Source organism: Pontibacillus yanchengensis (assembly GCF_009856295.1).
Lineage (GTDB): Bacteria > Bacillota > Bacilli > Bacillales > BH030062 > Pontibacillus > Pontibacillus yanchengensis_A.
In genome coordinates, this window is the sequence record NZ_WMEU01000003.1 from 352400 (window position 1) to 369420 (window position 17021).

Consider the following 17021-nt stretch of genomic DNA (forward strand, 5'->3'; position numbering starts at 1 on the left):
ATGGCGTTTTTGCTTCAGCGACAGGCGGGAGTTGCGGATATATTTTCGTGCTCGCTGAGTAGAGTCGCCGATATAGTGTATTTCTCGCAGATATATCAACTAAACTTGCGGATATCCCTCAACCTCAAAACCTCATAAAGGAGTCAAACTCATGAAAGCTACTCTATTCCCCTCGTCTTTTGACTGGATGCCCTCTCCGTTATCCTCAGTATCTTCCCATCATTCTCCTAAACTAGCAGGCCGTCTTTGGCTAGAAGCAAATCTCTCATTATCACAAGAAGAAAAAGTTGAACTCATCGAAAAAGGGCTTTTAACCCGTGTTCCTGCACTAGAATCGAATTGGTGGGGAAGGCGCTGTCGTCGTTGTGGAAATACAACGGAACGTTTGATTGTTCCGTGGCCGTGTGGGTGTGGACAAAAATGCCATTACTGCCGAAGTTGTATTGAAATGGGCCGAATTGCTAGTTGTACGTCGTTTTTATTGTGGACAGGAGCAGAACCTGATTGGCACCAGCATGTGGATGCTTGTGCATGGACGGGACAATTGACGCCTTTTCAAAAACAAGGAGCGAATCGTATCGTGGATACTGTGGAGAACAACGGCCGTTTACTCGTCTGGGCTGTGTGTGGTGCAGGGAAAACGGAGATGCTGTTTCCTGGTTTGGAGCGAGCATTGGCGCTAGGTCGTCGGATTTGCCTTGCCACACCTCGAGCTGATGTGGTTCGAGAACTAAAGCCGCGCCTGCAACAAGCTTTTCCACATGTGGATATCGCTGCGCTTTATGGCGGAAGTGACGATGTGGATGACGGCGCCCAATTCATTATCGCAACAACTCATCAACTGTTAAAGTATGCAAGAGCCTTTGACGTGATGATCATTGATGAGGTCGATGCCTTTCCGTATCACTCCGATCCGAAACTCCATTTTGCTGCAGCTCGCTCATTAAAAAGAACTGCTTCGCTCATTTACTTAACAGCAACACCTCGCTTCTCTCTTAAAGTCTCTTCTTATGTAAAAAAACTCCCTACAGTGTTTGTTCCTGAACGATACCATGGCCATCCTTTGCCAATACCTCGGTTCTTAGCTGCCTTTGATACAAAGGCTTCTTTTCAAAAAAAACAACTTCCAAAAGCATTCCAGGTGTGGCTTCATAACAAGAAAACAGAGAAGCGTCGCGTCATCGTCTTTGTCCCTACGATTGAACTGGCCGAGACGATGACTAATATGGTGGAAGAGGCTGTGTATGTTCATAGTGAAGATGCTGAACGAAAAGAAAAAGTGCAGCGCTTTCGCGATAAGGAGATTTCCTTGCTAATCACAACGACGATTTTGGAGCGGGGCGTGACGTTTCCTTCTATCGATGTGGCTGTGATCGACGCAGGTCACCAGGTGTTTGATGAAGCGGCTTTGGTGCAAATCGCTGGTCGAGCGGGTCGGAGTGCCGATGATCCAAATGGGGATGTTGTCTTTTTTCATAATGGTAAAAGTAGCGCAATGGTCCGTGCACGTGAAGCGATTCAAGACATGAATAGAAGAGCACGAAAGGAGAGGAGGTAAGATGCATTGTTTATGGTGTGATGAGGAGCAGATTCCTGACATCGTGTGGACGACGGTTTTTGCTCCACGGAAAGAAAAAGTTATATGCGATGCATGTGAAAGCCAATTTTCCTTCCTTCATGGAACACAATGTTCTCATTGTGCGCGTCCAATGGAAAAAACGGAAATTTGTTCGGATTGTTTAAAGTGGAAGGAACAAGGCGGAGTGCTGAAGCGGAATGTATCTATGTATGCCTATAATGAGTGGATGAAGGATGTCATCGCCAAATGGAAGTATCGCGGCGACTATGTGCTGGTGGGTCTTTTTAAAGAACATGTCGTCAGAAGCTTCACGCAAACTTTTCCATCAAAAGATGCTGTCCTTGTACCTATTCCGTTAAGTGAAGAAAGGCTGGAGGAAAGAGGCTTCAATCAAGCTCTTGCTATTGCTGAGTGTTTAGATTTACCAATCAAACAGGGCTTGAGTCGCATTCATTCTGAAAAACAATCGAAGAAATCTAGGGCGGACCGCATGCGTTCGACCAATTCATTTCAGGTGATTTTGCCTATTAAACAACCGGTGATCCTCGTCGATGATATTTATACAACAGGACGCACGCTGCAATTCGCAGCTGAGGCGTTGATGAAAGAAGGATGTCCCTCCGTAGAGTCATTTACGCTTGTTCGAGGCTAGACTATTCAAGAAAAGCGCAAGCGCCCGTTTAGCGACGTACAAACTGGACGGCTCCGTATGAGATAAAGGAAACACGGAGAGCGGTAGCGATCCGATGTTGACTTATCGTAAGGAGGAGCAGGAAGTTTGCTAGTCGCTGGGCGCTGGAGCTGGACATCTATGAGCTACATCTCATACTTTCTTTTATAATAAAACCTTTTAGATTCCGAAAACCTGACGATATAATAGGTAGCAGATGAACAGAAGGAGAGAGAGCTATGGGGGAATTAGCGAACTGCCCGCGTTGTAACGCGTTATTTATGAAACAATTTAAAACGATTTGTGATAAGTGTTATAAAGAGGAAGAGCGAGATTTTGATACAGTATATCAATTTATCCGTAAAAAAGAGAACCGTACTTCCACTGTTGATGAAGTCGTAGACGCAACAGGGGTTAAGCGAGATATTATTATGAAATTCGTCAAAGAAGGACGACTTCGTACGAGCATTTTTCCGAATTTAACGTATCCATGTCAAAAATGCGGCGAACCGATTAAAGAAGGAAAAATTTGTGAGAATTGCACTTCGGAGATTAACAATGAACTAAAACGTGAACAAGAGATAGAAGAAGTAGAAAAAGCCAATAAAATAAAAGAGCGGAAACATTCTACGTATATATCAGGAGTTACTTCAAGAAAAAATCATAGATAAGTTAACTTTTTGTGTAAAATGACGATATAATAGGTAGAAATGCGACGGTAGCTTTTAGAAAGAGGTGGCCTAAATGAAAATTAATGGTCCAAATCAGACGAACTTTAATCCTTACAAGAAGCAAGTTCAACAACAACAAGAAGCTCAGAAGGCTAATGCCAATCAAGATAAACTAGAAATCTCTAAGCAAGCCAAGCAGATGCAAGAAAACAACAAGGCTCAAGAAGCGCGTAGTGAGCGTGTAGCGGAGATTAAGCAGCAGGTTGAAGCTGGCAACTACAAAGTAGACGCAAACCAAACTGCCAAAAATATGATTAACTTCTGGGCGAACAACTAAAGGAGGGCATGATCCATGTCCATTCAATCAATTGTAGCCATCATGGATAAGCTTTGCTCCTTACATGAAAGTTTATATACCCTTTCCAAGGAAAAAACCGACATGCTGAAAGAAGGAGATACGCAGTCTCTTCAAGCATTACTCGTCAAAGAGCGTAAGCATATCCAGGCGATTAGCCAATTGGATGCAGAGCGAGAAAAGCAAGTAACCAGCTGGTTCCAAAGCAAGGGAATACCGGTGAACGAACCAACCATCACAACAATGATAGAGAACATCCAGTCTCAAGAAGAGAAGCAGCAGCTGGAGGAATTGTTCGAACGCTTACTAGACGTACTGGCAGGATTGAAGCAACAGGAACAGCTTAACCAAGAACTAACGCACCAATCGTTACAATTTGTTGAGTTGTCCCTGGATATGCTTCAACCTTCCATGAAGAATATGAATTACGGCAAACCAAACACAAAACAGGCAGACCAAGGGCAAAAGCGGTCTGTCTTTGATTCGAAAGCATAAAGAGAGGAGCTCCATCATGACTTCAACGTTTCATGGGTTAGAAGTAGCCAAGCGGGGAATGTTCGCCCAGCAATCAGCACTTTATACAACAGGACACAATATATCCAATGCCAACACAGATGGATATTCCCGTCAGCGGGTGAACTTCGAACAAACCGCACCATATCCACCTGCCTCCCGTAACCGTCCTGAAATGCCAGGGCAAATGGGATCTGGTGTAGAAGCTGGTACGATTGAGCGGGTGAGAGAAGGTTTTCTTGATGCTCAATTTCGTGGGGAAAATCATAAAGCAGGATACTACACCGCAAAATCAGACGCCCTCGGGAAAATGGAAGAAGTCATGAATGAGCCATCGGACCAAGGCCTTTCCAAAACAATGGATCGATTCTGGCAATCCTTACAGGACCTATCCGCACAGCCTGAAGATTCCGGCGTTCGTTCCCAGGTGAAGCAACGAGGAAAAGCAGTAGCCGATACCTTTAACTATCTATCCGACTCATTAAATGGCATCAAGCAAGATTTTAAAAATCAAATTGGTGTAGCGGAGAAGGATATTAACTCTCTCGCAAGACAGATAAACAACTTGAACAATCAAATTAGTGAAGTCGAGCCACACGGCTACCTTCCAAACGATTTATATGACGAACGAGATCGCTTAATTGATGAATTGTCAACACAAGCCAACATTAAAGTTAGTTACGATGAAAGTAGTAGTTCTGCCTTGGCACAAGCACAAGGAAAAGCTACCGTTGAAATTGTAGATGGTAGTGGCAGTTCCTTGTTCACCAATGGAGGTAATTCCGTACCCCTAGTAGACGGCTCGTCGAATACATACAATCAGATATCCGTTCAAGATACCGATTCAAATGGTGGCATGGATACCGTATCGCTAGGTGGTTCCGCAAGTCTTGATGCGAAAGATTTTCAATCCGTTGGAAAAATGATGGGTTTGATTGATTCGTACGGTTATGATGATGGTGGCTCTATTAAAGGAACGTATCCGGAAATGCTGAATGAGTTAGATGGCATGGCTCATACGTTTGCTGAGGAATTCAATAAAGTACAGCGAGAAGGATACAGTATTAATGAAATTAATGGCACTGGTCCAACTGATGTGAATTTCTTTACAGCACCAACCGCAGGTAACCAAGATGGCTTCGCTGGTAACATGAGTGTAAATATCACAGATGGAAATGACATTGCTGCAGCGAATACCGAAAACGCAGGCGATGGGGACAATGCGATTGACCTTGCTGATGTGAATTCCACTACACTTGACTATAACGGCACAGATTCATCCTTCCAAAGCTACTATGAAGGCGTAATCGGGGAAATGGCAATCCAGTCTCAAGAAGCAACTCGCTTACAAAATAACTCGGAGACCCTTCGTCAATCTGTTGAAGAGCGCCGTCAGTCGGTAAGTGGTGTTTCCTTAGACGAGGAAATGTCCAATATGATCAAGTATCAGCACGCTTACAATGCAGCTGCTCGTAACTTAACCACAGTCGATGAAATGCTCGATAAAATCATTAACGGCATGGGCCGTGTAGGAAGGTAGGTGAGTAAAAAATGCGCGTAACGCAAAATATGCTTTCAAGCAACATGCTTCGTAATGTGAGCAACAGTTATGAACGAATGGGAAAATTCCAGGAACAGCTTTCCACTGGGAAAAAGATAAGCAAGCCTTCCGATGATCCCGTTGTTGCTATGAAAGGTATGAACTACCGTACCGAGCTAACGGAGATTGAACAGTATAAGCGAAATGTCGGAGAGGTTCACAACTGGATGGACAACTCAGACGCCGCATTAGATAAGACAACTCAAGCCCTCCAACGCCTACGCGAATTAGCTGTACAAGGTAGTAACGGAACGTACGAAGAAGGCCAGCGCGAGAATATTGCAAAAGAAGTTAGTCAGCTGAAGGATCACTTAAAAGACATCGGGAACACGAAGTTTAATAATAAGTACATTTTCAATGGAAATGATACGACGACAAAGCCTATCGATAGTTCAGGTGTATCCTCTAATAGTGAATCAGTAAATATTGAAGTGTTTGACGGGATTAAAATTCAAACGAATGTAAATCCTCAGGAAGTATTTAATCAGGATATGTTTGATAAGATCGATTCCTTTATAGGGAAATTAGAAGGAACGGAAAGTGGAGATTTAGATGAATCGATAAAAGATATGGCTGATCTCATTGATAATACGGTGAATGCTCGTGCTGATTTAGGTGCTCGCATGAATCGTGTCGATTTGATTGAAGACCGCCTTGCTTCTCAAGAAATTTCAGCAACCAAAAATCTATCTGACGCAGAAGATGCCGACATGGAAAAAGTCATTACCAATTTAAAAACGCAAGAAAGTGTCCATCGTGCTGCTCTTGGAGTCGGCGCAAGAATTATCCAACCATCGTTAATGGACTTTCTACGATAAGCTATCTGATGCCAGATAGCTTTTTCTTTCATTATTCTAGTTGTTAGGAGGAAAGCGTGATGCAGGTTCCACAGGTCCAAATCCAAACGACCGAGGCTAAATTAGGATTACGCACACAAAATGCCAAAGTAACGTTGCAACAACCAAAAGCGGATGTAAGCATTCAACAACCGGAAGCAGACCTGTCCATCAAGCAACATCCTCCTAAGTTGAGCATTGATCAATCGAATGCTTGGCGTAACCTTGATTTAAAGAATGTATTTGAACGGACAAGAGAACTTGCCAAGCATGGGAATCAAACCTGGTCTGAAAATCTCGCCAAGATGGCCCAAGAAGGCGATCAGATGATGCGCATCGAAAACAAAGGAAATCCAATTGCATCTATAGCGAAGCGGAGCGGTCACTGGAATTTTGATATTCAAGTAGGTGGCATGCCCGTGTACGATCTTGTTTCGATTGACTATCAACCAGGCAAGGCAGAGATAAATGCACAAGCCAATCAACCAAACATAAAAGCAACACCTTATAATCCTGAATTCACCTATAAAAGAGGTCAAGTAAATAGTCAAATGAAACAACATTCTAGTATTAATATTGATGTAAAGAATTTGAAGTTCAAAGGTACGCAAGGGTTTGAAATGACTATATAAGAAGGGTGACATATGAACATACATACGAAATTTTTCGGTGAAGTTGATATAAAAGAAGAAAGTATAATAGAGTTTCCGAATGGTTTACCAGGATTTGAACAGGAAACGAGATTTGTATTGCTAGATATTGATGAACAATCTATCTATCATTCATTACAATCCGTCGAGCAAGCAGAGGTTGCGTTAATCGTAACGAATCCTTACCTATTTTTCAGAGATTATGAATTTATCTTGGATGACAACACGGTTAACTTACTTGATATCCAGAATAGCGAGGACGTTGTAATCTTAAGTGTACTTACATTAAAAGATCCATTCAAAGACACCTCCGCGAATCTCCAAGCCCCGATTGTACTCAATAGCAAAAACAACAAAGCCAAGCAAGTGATTCTAAAGGATACAGAATACGAAACAAAACACCACATCATCTCAAACGGAAAGGGTGTGTAGTCAGATGCTTATTTTAAATCGGAAGCTAAACGACTCCATCCAAATCGGGGATGATATAGAGATTAAAATAATTTCTATTGATGGAGACCAAGTAAAAATTGGCATAGATGCCCCAAAGTCGGTGGATGTCTATCGCAAAGAACTATACATAAAAATCCAAGAAGAAAACCAGGAAGCAAGCAATACGACAAATGATTTACTAAATCTATTAAAAAAACCAAATAAAGACTAAACTATTATTCCTCCTTACCGATATAAGTAGTGTAAAGCCAAGGATACATAAGGCGGCCGACTTATGACACGCACTGGCAAACACAAAACTTATACTTAATAGGCATCACAAGGACGTGAGCCGTTAATATTCAAGGAGGAATATTTTTTATGCGTATTAATCACAATATCGCCGCGTTAAACACGCACCGTCAACTTTCTCAAGCTAACAATGCTAACCAACAATCAATGGAAAAACTATCTTCAGGTCTTCGTATCAACCGTGCAGGAGACGACGCAGCAGGTCTTGCAATCTCTGAAAAAATGCGTGGTCAGATTCGTGGACTTGAACAAGCTCAGCGTAACTCTCAAGATGGTATCTCTATGATTCAAACTGCAGAGGGCGCGTTGAATGAAACTCATAGTATTCTACAACGGGTGAGAGAGCTAACAGTACAAGCTAATAATGATACCAATACAACCGAAGACACAAACAAAATTCAAGAAGAAGTAGATGAGTTAATTAATGAAGTTAATGGAATCAGTGATAGAACTGAGTTCAATAAGCAAAACCTTATCGATGGTACACTAGGTGCTAATACAGCAAACGTTGGATCTGACCTAGCTGATGGTACAGGGGCTTTGAAGATTGCTAATGTAACAGGTGCAGAGGTTGGGACAGGTTATCAAGTTGACGCTCAAACTGCAGGTGAATTAACAGTTACAAATGCTGATGGTTCCCAGTCTCAGACTATATCTGTTTCTAACTTGTCATCAGTAGGAGTTGGAGACACTTACAATTTTGATAAATTAGGAGTTAAACTAGAAGCTCAAGATACTGATATTTCAGGGGTAGGATCTACTTCTGCTAATGGTCAATTTGATGTGGCTTCAAGCGGAATTGAATTTCAAATAGGTGCTAATACAAATCAAACACTAGCAGTTTCAATAAATGATATGGGTGCTGACCAATTAGGTTCTGCATCTATTAAAATGGACGATATAGATGTAACTGATTTTAGTACCAACTCTTTTGATCAACAGCTGTCTGCTATAGATGATGCAATTTCATCGGTTTCTGATGAACGCTCAAAATTAGGTGCCTATCAAAACCGCCTAGATCACACGATCAACAACCTTGGTACATCTTCCGAAAACCTAACAGCAGCAGAATCACGTATTCGTGACGTTGATTATGCTTCAGCTGCGTAAGCAGTCAGAAGCACAGTCGTCTTAACTGGTAACGGTTAGGATAACAATCGGGTGAATTGCTGGGAACCCCTTAGAGCCTTTGATGCGACAGCGGAGTTGGAAACGGCAGACGTAAACGCTCTTAAAAATCAGAGGATTGGGCAATCAGCAGCCAAGCTCCTGTTCCGAAAGGATGGAGAAGGTTCAACGACTAGGATAGACCACCTTCAAGGGTGATGAAATCCGTAGGGAGCAAAAAACTTCCGAAGTGCCCGACCCCTACTAGCAAGCTAGAGGGTGAAGATATAGTCTGGTCAATCATGAGAGTGATTGTGGCACGATGGCCAAAGAAATGATGAACCAAACGAAACAAAATATCCTTGCACAGGCTTCTCAGTCTATGCTTGCAAAAGCAAACCAACAGCCTCAAGGAGTACTTCAGTTACTACGTTAATTTTCATAATCAAAATGGTCGCCTTCAGCAGGCGGCCATTTTTTGTACATAACCAACTACTAGTCTAATTTATCATCATTTTTACATCATTCCGTCTTCTTTTCCCCTAAAATCCCTAAAGACTCCTTACCCATCATCCGATATAATACATAAATAGATGTGAGGAGAGGGGTTCGCTAGCGATGGATGTGGGGAAAATCTTATCTGGATCGCAACTCCTGCAACGGGCTGAGCACATCACTGATTCTACAACAGAGGCAAGGGAACGATCTGACCAACCAAAAGACGTACTATTAGATCAGAATCTATTACAAAAAGAAGCGTTACATAAGGATGAGGCGCATTCAATTGTAAAGAGTTTGAATGATTTTTTGGAGCCGACATCTTCAGAGGTTCGGTTTGAGTTTCATGATGAACTTGAGGAGTATTATGTAACGGTCGTCAATAAAGACACAGATGAAATCATTAAAGAGATTCCACCGAAGAAAATGCTAGATGTCTATGCGGCTATGGCAGAATTTATGGGATTTCTAGTAGATCGTAAAATATAGGATGGTGAATCAACATGGCAAATGACATGCGTATAGGTGGTTTAGCCAGTGGAATGGATATCGACAAAATCGTCGGTGACCTCATGAAAGCGGAACGTATGCCTCTTGATAAAATGGAAAGGGAGAAGACCTCTCTTACATGGAAACGAGATGCATATCGTGACGTAAATAAGCAATTGTTTGAGCTGGAGAATATGGCTTTTGATATGAAACTGGAGAAGAGCTATAACAGTAAAACAACTAGCTCGTCTGACTCTGGTGCAGTAACGGCAACTGCGAATGCGGAGTCTAGTGTAGGTAACTACAATGTAAAAGTTGATCAGTTGGCTTCTTCGGCGATTAATACTAGTCGTGAAAAAATCTCTGGTGGAACAAGTGAAATTGATCCTAGTGGGTTATTAAAAGATCAAAACTTTAAGAATGGACTACCAACAAATAAGGATTTTACGATTAAAACGTATAATGAAGATGGTTCTACAAACGAGAAAACCTTTACGGTAGATCCAAATACTCAATCTCTCAATGATGTATTAAAAAATATAAGCAATTCTGATCTAGGTGTGAGAGCTTTCTATGATTCACAGGCAGATAAGGTGGTTCTAGAACGAACAGAAACTGGTAATTTTAATAAAACTAATGAATTCAAAGGTGCTGAAATAGGATTTGATTCCGATTCTGCTCCATTTTTAACACAAACATTAGGTGTATGGAATTCGAAACAGGACCCTGATACGGGCAATTGGGTGAAAGCTGAACAAGGTGGTACAAACGCCAAGTTTACCTACAACAATGCTCTTGACCTGGAGACGTCCGGAAACAGTTATACACTTAACGGAGTTACATTTAATTTTAATGATACAACAGATGGTAAAAATGCAACGATTAATGTAAATAATAACGTTGACTCAGCGGTAGATAAAATTACACAGTTCGTAGAAAAATACAACAAAGTCATCGAAGACGTTGGTGGACGCATTTCGGAACAGAAGAACCGAGACTATCAACCTCTTACCGATAAGCAAAAAGAAGGTATGGGAGAAAAAGAGATAGAACTATGGGAAAAGCAAGCCAAGAAAGGGCTTCTTCATAGTGACTCGACCCTTCAAGGTGCTATGTTTGAGATGCGGAATGAATGGTATCAGAGCGTAAATACTTCTGGAGAGTTCTCTCAGCTTTCAGAGATTGGTATAAAGACTTCTTCTAACTATCGAGACAAAGGGAAACTTCTCATTGATGAAGATAAACTTCGTCAGGCGTTAACGAAGAACCCAGACTCCGTTACGAAGTTATTTGTAGGCGAAGGCGAAACAGAAGGAATCGCCGATAAGCTAAAATCAACGCTTAATGAAACGATTAAGCAGGTAGAACGTAAAGCCGGTAAACCATCTAGCGTTCCGTCATCCTATAACATTGGCAAAAATATCGTCGACCTCGATAGTGAAATGGATGCGTTCGAGGACCGCCTAAACCAAATCGAGGATCGGTACTGGTCGGAGTTTACGCAGATGGAAAAGGCGATTCAGAAGATGAATTCGCAGTCTAACTATATGATGCAACAATTTGGGTAAGACTTAAAAGAAGGAGTGTTGACGCATGTCTACACAAGCATATCAAGCGTATCAAAGTAATTCGGTTCAAACGGCATCGCCAGGAGAATTGACCCTGATGCTGTATAACGGATGTTTGAAGTTTATCAAACTAGCAAAACGTGGTATCGAAGAGAAAGATTATGAGCTGAAGAATACGAATATCCAGAAGGCGCAGCGTATCATTCAGGAATTAATGGTTACGATGAACCCTGAATATGATATTGCCAATGACGTAATGCCACTCTATGAATATATTAATCATCGTCTAATGGAAGCGAACCTGCACAATGATACGACGATTCTAAATGAAGCGTCTGAGCTTGTGACAGAATTCCGTGATACGTGGAAAGAGGTTGTTCGTCAGACACGCCAACAGAAATTTGGCGAGGGCGGTAACGCGTAATGAGCCAGGTGCAAGAACTTCACGAGCTAACATCAGCGCTTTATAAGTTGGTTCATGAAACGCCTAGTTCCGAGGAACGGACGGAACATATTGAGAAGCTCAATGACCTTTTTGATAAACGGGAGGCGTATATGGAGAATCTGGAGCGTCCCACTTCGGATGAGGAAAAGGCGCTTGGCAAAGAGATTCTGGAAATGGACCGGGTGATTCAGGATAAAGTGAATCATCAAATGAAAGATCTCAAGCGAGAAATGGCTCGTTTGAAGAAAACGAAGACGTCGAACCAAAAATACACGAATCCCTATCAACAGCTGAGTAACTACGATGGGATGTTTTTAGACAAAAAGAAATAGGTGATGGTGTGTCGAACATAACTGTGGAACAATTTGATTTTTTAAAGCAATACGACCGTCTTCTTCACACAATGAGTGAAGGATTTGAATACTTAGAAGAAAACCTGAAAGAAGAAGCACCTCCGCAAGTGGAGCAAGTGTTTGCCGATATCGTCACGGCTCTGCAGCAATTGAACCAGGGAAATGAAAAATTAGCCAGTTTGCTAGAGGATCGCCAGGATGAGATCCAGCAGTTGCTTATCGATTTTCAAGATATTGTCGAAATGATGAGTCAGTGGTTTGATAAGCAAACGAACGAAGAGAAGCGTGTGCTGTTAACCCAGCACATCATTCCGTATTTTGAAAGCTGGCGCAGCAAAATGCATCAACTACTGCAACCGTATATTGCTCACTAATCCGTTTCCGTACCTTGTAACCTCAGGTGCGGAATTTTTTATACCTTTCTATGGAATGTTAGATGGAGTACCTCAGCCTTTTCCCCAGTCCTCCCAACTACTCAAAAAAATTCACAAAAAATTCAAGCATATGATGATATACCAGATGGCAAATAGGTGTACAATAAGAGTAAGAAAAGTACTTTAAATTTTGTGTTAATTTCTTGTTTAGATGATGTAAATAAAGGGTACTTTTTTTAAACAACCATCCTTATTCATTCTACCAGTAATTGCCGACGCAAAATATTCGAAAAAGTCAAAATATTAATAGAAGCTGATAGGTTGTTATGGTAGAATAAGAATACATAAGGATGAAAGGAGGACACTTGTATGAAGTACAACATTCGTGGTGAAAATATTGAGGTAACAGGGGCTATTAAAGATTATGTCGAGAAGAAAATAGGGAAGCTGGCCCGTTACTTTGATGAGGAACCATCATCCGAGGTGCATGTAAATTTAAGTGTCTATAATGATGAGCAGCAAATTGAGGTTACGATTCCAATGCCTAACCTATTATTACGTGCTGAGGAACAGCATGTGGATTTATATGCTGCTATTGACCTTGTGGTAGACAAACTAGAACGTCAAATCCGCAAGCATAAAACGAAAGTAAACCGCAAATTCCGAAACGAGGGCGCACCTAAATACGTATTCGCCCAAATGGAAGATGAAGCGAAACGAGCAGATCCTTATGATGACAATGACATTGAAATTGTAAGAAACAAGCGCTTCGACTTGAAGCCAATGGATTCAGAGGAAGCAGTTCTACAGATGGATATGCTAGGTCACAGCTTCTTCGTATTTACAAACGTTGAGACTGACACAACCAACGTAGTGTACCGTCGTCGTGATGGTCGCTATGGCTTGATTGAACCAAGCTAAATCATACCTAACCAAATGAAAACGTAGGGAGATTCCACACAGGGATCTCCCTTTTTATCGTCTAGGAAACTATAAACGGGTTAAGTTTGTGGATAACTTTGATAAAGTGATGTGGCCACGTCCAGCTCCAGCGCCCAGCGACTAGCAAACTTCCTGCACCTCCTTACGATAAGTCAACATCGAATCGCTAGCGCTCTTCGTGTTTCCTTTATCTCATACGGAGCCGTCCAGTTTGTACGTCGCTAACCAGGCGCTTGCGCTTTTGTAGTGTCCAGCTCCAGCGCCCAGCGACTGGCAAACTTTCTGCTCCTCCTTGCAATAAGTCAACATCGAATCGCTACAACATCGAACCAACCCACGTCCTGTGGGCAGCAGTTTGTACGTCGCTAAACGGGCGTTTCCGCTTTTGTTTTAATACATAGAAACTTCTTCCTTTACGATGTGTCCTCTATGAAAAAGTTGATTTCCCTTCTATGAAAATCCATCTTTTCCCACTACAAAGTCATATAGACCGCAACTTCTCCTATTCGTCATTCTTGTCGAATGGTGGTATAAATTAGGTAGTGATGAAAGGAGGCGTGATTATGAGTCAGGAACATTGCAATGCTTGTCGAAAAATGCAAGATACCATTCGGAAGCATGAAGAGATTTTGACCCAACTGATTCATTTTGTTGGGAACAACCATGAACCTATTATTGCTATGGAAAAAGACGGGAAGTCTACTCGTTATCAGCACCTCATTAGCTAATCCCCCTCCATAAAAGGTTACCTCGTTTGATCCTCGAATATCTTCGTAACATCCCCCTTCCTAAGAAAAGAGTAGCTCATCCCCGGGCTACTCTTTTTCGACAATGTAAATACATTACCAATGCCTTTCTTCCCCTATCATGCAAGTTGTCATCCTACTTCTGTTAGTGTTATTATTAGTAATGGACTAATCTATGAGGAAATAACGATTTCTATAAATAGGGGAGCGTTATAAATGCGTGCTTTACTAAAAAAAGTGTTCGGCGATGAGAATTCTCGTGCACTGAAAAAAATCGATAAAACAGTAGAAGAGATTGAAAGCTTAGAACCTGAGATGGAGAAGCTTTCGGATGAAGCGTTACAGGCTAAAACGGAGGATTTTAAAGGCCGATACCAGAAAGGGGAAAGCCTTGATGATATGCTACCGGAAGCATATGCAGTTGTCCGTGAAGCTTCCAAACGTGTATTAGGCATGCGCCCGTTCCCGGTACAGTTAAGTGGTGCGATTGCCTTACATGACGGAAATATTGCTGAGATGAAGACAGGTGAAGGTAAGACCCTTGCGTCTACTATGCCTGCTTATTTAAATGCGATCACAGGGAAAGGTGTCCACATTATCACGGTCAACGATTACTTAGCGAGTCGTGACGCCGAGGATATGGGTGTGCTGTATAATTTCCTTGGACTAACGGTAGGCTTGAATGCCAATGGTCTTTCGAAAGAAGAAAAGCGTGAAGCGTATCATGCCGATATTACGTACGGTACAAACAATGAATACGGCTTCGACTACCTTCGTGACAATATGGTGCTATATAAAGAGCAAATGGTTCAACGACCATTGCACTTTGCCATTATTGACGAGGTGGACTCCGTATTAATTGATGAAGCGAGAACTCCATTAATTATCTCTGGCTCCGCACAGAAGTCAGCGAATATGTATCATAAAGCCGATCAATACGTGCGCACGTTGAAGCAAGAAGAAGATTACACGTATGATGAGAAAACAAAAGGCGTTCAATTAACAGAAGAAGGGATTAACAAAGCAGAACGCTTCTTCCAAATTGAGAACCTTTTTGATCTTTCCAACGTAACCCTGACACACCATATTAATCAGGCACTAAAAGCGCACACGTCAATGATGCGTGACCAGGATTATGTGGTCCAAGAGGAAGAAGTTGTCATCGTTGACCAATTTACCGGTCGTCTTATGAAAGGTCGAACGTATAGTGATGGCTTGCACCAGGCGATTGAAGCAAAAGAAGGGCTTCAAATCCGTAATGAAAGCCAAACGCTAGCAACGATCACCTTCCAGAACTTCTTCCGTATGTATGAGAAGATTTCTGGTATGACTGGTACAGCGAAGACGGAAGAAGAGGAATTCCGTAACATTTACGCGATGGATGTTGTGGTTATTCCAACCAACAAACCGATCGTTCGTGACGACAAAGCGGACATGATTTATAAGTCGATTGATGCGAAATTCAAAGCGGTTGTCGAGGATATTAAAGAGCGCTATGGTCGAGGCCAACCTGTTCTTGTTGGTACAGTTGCCGTGGAAAGCTCTGAACTCGTATCCCAATACTTGAAAAAAGCAGGCGTACCGCACAACATTCTGAACGCGAAGAACCACTTCCGAGAAGCAGAAATCATTGAAAACGCTGGTCAAAAAGGTGCAGTGACAATCGCGACGAACATGGCTGGTCGTGGTACCGACATCAAACTTGGCGACGGCGTAAAAGAATTAGGCGGTCTTTCCGTTATTGGTACGGAGCGTCACGAATCACGCCGTATTGATAACCAGCTTCGAGGTCGTTCCGGACGTCAAGGGGACCCTGGTGTTTCCCAGTTCTATCTAGCGATGGAAGACGAATTGATGCGTCGCTTCGGTTCTGACAACATGCGTAGCATGATGGATCGTCTAGGCATGGATGATACGCAGCCGATCGAGAGTAAAATGGTCTCCCGTGCTGTTGAATCAGCGCAGAAGCGAGTAGAAGGAAACAACTTCGATGCGCGTAAAACCCTTCTTGCCTATGACGATGTACTTCGCCAGCAGCGTGAAGTTATCTACAAACAGCGTTTTGATGTTCTTGATTCCGATAACCTTCGTGGAATTATCGAAGAGATGATCAAGTCAACCATCGAGCGTCAGGTTTCTACTCATACGCAAGATGAAGAGGACGAAAATTGGGATCTTGATGCATTAGTCGATTATCTGAAAGGAACAGTCCTTGAAGAAGGGGATGTTACGACATCTGATTTGAAAGGCAAAGATCCTGAAGAGATGAACGAACTCATCATGGCAAAAGTGAAAGAACGCTACGATGAAAAAGAAGAAGAGCTTACGTCTGAACAAATGCGTGAGTTTGAAAAGGTAATTCTTCTTCGCACCGTGGATACGAAGTGGATGGATCACATTGATCAAATGGATCAGCTCCGCCAAGGTATTCACCTCCGTGCATATGGTCAAAACGACCCTCTTCGCGAGTATCAATTTGAAGGCTTCGCGATGTTTGAACAAATGATCGCCAACATCGAAGAAGATGTATCCAAATACGTCATGAAAGCACAAATCCGTGAAAACCTTCAGCGTCAAGAAGTAGCCAAAGGAGCAACGGCTGTTTCTGGCGATGATCAGGAGGACAAGAAAGAAACAAAACGGAAACCGATAAGAAATACCCAGCAAGTAGGGCGTAATGAACCTTGCCCTTGTGGCAGCGGCAAGAAATTCAAGCATTGTCACGGACAATAAATAGACTCCAAGGCACTCTCTAGTAGAGGAGAGTGTCTTTGTCTGTTGTTTTACTTTTAGAAGAGGCTATCATCAAGGGAAGCTCATAATTGTTTCCTTCTCAATGCGGGTGAGGAGTAATGCGCGCTTCCGCTTTTCTTATAATTAC

General features: G+C 42.3%; 21 protein-coding genes. All 21 read left to right on the forward strand.

Features of this window, described 5'->3' with window-relative positions; genetic code table 11:
• Positions 1 to 151 precede the first annotated feature (151 nt).
• The 21 genes from GLW08_RS11580 (at position 152) to secA (ending at position 16873) form a co-directional block, all read left to right on the forward strand.
• Complete coding sequence (locus tag GLW08_RS11580; RefSeq protein ID WP_160848807.1) at positions 152 to 1558, forward strand: DEAD/DEAH box helicase; 1407 nt, start codon at positions 152 to 154, stop codon at positions 1556 to 1558.
• 1 nt (position 1559) lies between these two features.
• Complete coding sequence (locus GLW08_RS11585) at positions 1560 to 2231, forward strand: ComF family protein (protein ID WP_160848808.1); 672 nt, start codon at positions 1560 to 1562, stop codon at positions 2229 to 2231.
• 257 nt (positions 2232 to 2488) lie between these two features.
• Positions 2489 to 2920, forward strand: coding sequence for a TIGR03826 family flagellar region protein (locus GLW08_RS11590; protein ID WP_160848809.1), 432 nt, complete (start codon positions 2489 to 2491; stop codon positions 2918 to 2920).
• 73 nt (positions 2921 to 2993) lie between these two features.
• Positions 2994 to 3257 (forward strand): flagellar biosynthesis anti-sigma factor FlgM, encoded by a 264-nt coding sequence (flgM, locus tag GLW08_RS11595; protein WP_160848810.1) that lies wholly within the window; start codon positions 2994 to 2996, stop codon positions 3255 to 3257.
• Between the two features lie 15 nt (positions 3258 to 3272).
• Positions 3273 to 3770: a flagellar protein FlgN gene (locus GLW08_RS11600; RefSeq protein ID WP_160848811.1), complete on the forward strand. Its 498-nt coding sequence runs from the start codon at positions 3273 to 3275 to the stop codon at positions 3768 to 3770.
• A gap of 16 nt (positions 3771 to 3786) precedes the next feature.
• On the forward strand, positions 3787 to 5328 hold the full coding sequence (gene flgK / locus GLW08_RS11605) for a flagellar hook-associated protein FlgK (RefSeq protein ID WP_160848812.1): 1542 nt from the start codon (positions 3787 to 3789) through the stop codon (positions 5326 to 5328).
• An 11-nt stretch (positions 5329 to 5339) separates the two neighbouring features.
• Complete coding sequence (flgL, locus tag GLW08_RS11610) at positions 5340 to 6206, forward strand: flagellar hook-associated protein FlgL (RefSeq protein ID WP_160848813.1); 867 nt, start codon at positions 5340 to 5342, stop codon at positions 6204 to 6206.
• A 59-nt stretch (positions 6207 to 6265) separates the two neighbouring features.
• Complete coding sequence (locus GLW08_RS11615; protein ID WP_160848814.1) at positions 6266 to 6856, forward strand: DUF6470 family protein; 591 nt, start codon at positions 6266 to 6268, stop codon at positions 6854 to 6856.
• Positions 6857 to 6868: 12 nt separating this feature from the next.
• Positions 6869 to 7306: a flagellar assembly protein FliW gene (fliW, locus tag GLW08_RS11620; RefSeq protein WP_160848815.1), complete on the forward strand. Its 438-nt coding sequence runs from the start codon at positions 6869 to 6871 to the stop codon at positions 7304 to 7306.
• 4 nt (positions 7307 to 7310) lie between these two features.
• On the forward strand, positions 7311 to 7538 hold the full coding sequence (gene csrA, locus GLW08_RS11625) for a carbon storage regulator CsrA (protein ID WP_160848816.1): 228 nt from the start codon (positions 7311 to 7313) through the stop codon (positions 7536 to 7538).
• 149 nt (positions 7539 to 7687) lie between these two features.
• A complete protein-coding gene (locus GLW08_RS11630; protein ID WP_160848817.1) occupies positions 7688 to 8728 on the forward strand; it encodes a flagellin in 1041 nt (346 codons plus the stop codon).
• 51 nt (positions 8729 to 8779) lie between these two features.
• On the forward strand, positions 8780 to 8944 hold the full coding sequence (locus tag GLW08_RS11635; RefSeq protein WP_160848818.1) for a hypothetical protein: 165 nt from the start codon (positions 8780 to 8782) through the stop codon (positions 8942 to 8944).
• 103 nt (positions 8945 to 9047) lie between these two features.
• Positions 9048 to 9161, forward strand: a complete 114-nt coding sequence (locus GLW08_RS11640) for a flagellin (RefSeq protein WP_272917079.1) — start codon at positions 9048 to 9050, stop codon at positions 9159 to 9161.
• 182 nt (positions 9162 to 9343) lie between these two features.
• Positions 9344 to 9712, forward strand: coding sequence for a flagellar protein FlaG (flaG, locus tag GLW08_RS11645; RefSeq protein ID WP_160848819.1), 369 nt, complete (start codon positions 9344 to 9346; stop codon positions 9710 to 9712).
• A 14-nt stretch (positions 9713 to 9726) separates the two neighbouring features.
• Complete coding sequence (locus GLW08_RS11650) at positions 9727 to 11280, forward strand: flagellar hook-associated protein 2 (RefSeq protein ID WP_237458413.1); 1554 nt, start codon at positions 9727 to 9729, stop codon at positions 11278 to 11280.
• A gap of 25 nt (positions 11281 to 11305) precedes the next feature.
• A complete protein-coding gene (gene fliS, locus GLW08_RS11655) occupies positions 11306 to 11704 on the forward strand; it encodes a flagellar export chaperone FliS (RefSeq protein ID WP_160848820.1) in 399 nt (132 codons plus the stop codon).
• The gene (locus GLW08_RS11660; protein WP_160848821.1) at positions 11704 to 12057 is read left to right on the forward strand and encodes a flagellar protein FliT; all 354 of its coding nucleotides are present in this window, start codon (positions 11704 to 11706) and stop codon (positions 12055 to 12057) included. The genes fliS and GLW08_RS11660 overlap by 1 nt, the downstream gene beginning before the upstream one ends.
• Before the next feature lie 8 nt (positions 12058 to 12065).
• Positions 12066 to 12452 (forward strand): hypothetical protein, encoded by a 387-nt coding sequence (locus GLW08_RS11665; RefSeq protein WP_160848822.1) that lies wholly within the window; start codon positions 12066 to 12068, stop codon positions 12450 to 12452.
• Between the two features lie 369 nt (positions 12453 to 12821).
• On the forward strand, positions 12822 to 13373 hold the full coding sequence (hpf, locus tag GLW08_RS11670) for a ribosome hibernation-promoting factor, HPF/YfiA family (RefSeq protein ID WP_160848823.1): 552 nt from the start codon (positions 12822 to 12824) through the stop codon (positions 13371 to 13373).
• A gap of 584 nt (positions 13374 to 13957) precedes the next feature.
• The gene (locus tag GLW08_RS11675) at positions 13958 to 14122 is read left to right on the forward strand and encodes a hypothetical protein (RefSeq protein ID WP_160848824.1); all 165 of its coding nucleotides are present in this window, start codon (positions 13958 to 13960) and stop codon (positions 14120 to 14122) included.
• A 234-nt stretch (positions 14123 to 14356) separates the two neighbouring features.
• Complete coding sequence (gene secA, locus GLW08_RS11680; protein WP_160848825.1) at positions 14357 to 16873, forward strand: preprotein translocase subunit SecA; 2517 nt, start codon at positions 14357 to 14359, stop codon at positions 16871 to 16873.
• Positions 16874 to 17021 lie beyond the last annotated feature (148 nt).

Excerpts from the sequence above, each read along its gene's own strand:
- flgK (WP_160848812.1), top strand. The coding sequence starts at position 3,787 with ATGACTTCAACGTTTCATGGGTTAGAAGTAGCCAAGCGGGGAATGTTC.
- secA (WP_160848825.1), top strand. The coding sequence starts at position 14,357 with ATGCGTGCTTTACTAAAAAAAGTGTTCGGCGATGAGAATTCTCGTGCA.
- GLW08_RS11590 (WP_160848809.1), top strand. The coding sequence starts at position 2,489 with ATGGGGGAATTAGCGAACTGCCCGCGTTGTAACGCGTTATTTATGAAA.
- GLW08_RS11600 (WP_160848811.1), top strand. The coding sequence starts at position 3,273 with ATGTCCATTCAATCAATTGTAGCCATCATGGATAAGCTTTGCTCCTTA.
- fliW (WP_160848815.1), top strand. The coding sequence starts at position 6,869 with ATGAACATACATACGAAATTTTTCGGTGAAGTTGATATAAAAGAAGAA.
- GLW08_RS11630 (WP_160848817.1), top strand. The coding sequence starts at position 7,688 with ATGCGTATTAATCACAATATCGCCGCGTTAAACACGCACCGTCAACTT.
- flgL (WP_160848813.1), top strand. The coding sequence starts at position 5,340 with ATGCGCGTAACGCAAAATATGCTTTCAAGCAACATGCTTCGTAATGTG.
- GLW08_RS11615 (WP_160848814.1), top strand. The coding sequence starts at position 6,266 with ATGCAGGTTCCACAGGTCCAAATCCAAACGACCGAGGCTAAATTAGGA.
- GLW08_RS11660 (WP_160848821.1), top strand. The coding sequence starts at position 11,704 with ATGAGCCAGGTGCAAGAACTTCACGAGCTAACATCAGCGCTTTATAAG.
- GLW08_RS11640 (WP_272917079.1), top strand. The coding sequence starts at position 9,048 with ATGGCCAAAGAAATGATGAACCAAACGAAACAAAATATCCTTGCACAG.
- GLW08_RS11650 (WP_237458413.1), top strand. The coding sequence starts at position 9,727 with ATGGCAAATGACATGCGTATAGGTGGTTTAGCCAGTGGAATGGATATC.
- GLW08_RS11580 (WP_160848807.1), top strand. The coding sequence starts at position 152 with ATGAAAGCTACTCTATTCCCCTCGTCTTTTGACTGGATGCCCTCTCCG.
- csrA (WP_160848816.1), top strand. The coding sequence starts at position 7,311 with ATGCTTATTTTAAATCGGAAGCTAAACGACTCCATCCAAATCGGGGAT.
- GLW08_RS11675 (WP_160848824.1), top strand. The coding sequence starts at position 13,958 with ATGAGTCAGGAACATTGCAATGCTTGTCGAAAAATGCAAGATACCATT.
- hpf (WP_160848823.1), top strand. The coding sequence starts at position 12,822 with ATGAAGTACAACATTCGTGGTGAAAATATTGAGGTAACAGGGGCTATT.
- flaG (WP_160848819.1), top strand. The coding sequence starts at position 9,344 with ATGGATGTGGGGAAAATCTTATCTGGATCGCAACTCCTGCAACGGGCT.
- fliS (WP_160848820.1), top strand. The coding sequence starts at position 11,306 with ATGTCTACACAAGCATATCAAGCGTATCAAAGTAATTCGGTTCAAACG.
- GLW08_RS11585 (WP_160848808.1), top strand. The coding sequence starts at position 1,560 with ATGCATTGTTTATGGTGTGATGAGGAGCAGATTCCTGACATCGTGTGG.
- flgM (WP_160848810.1), top strand. The coding sequence starts at position 2,994 with ATGAAAATTAATGGTCCAAATCAGACGAACTTTAATCCTTACAAGAAG.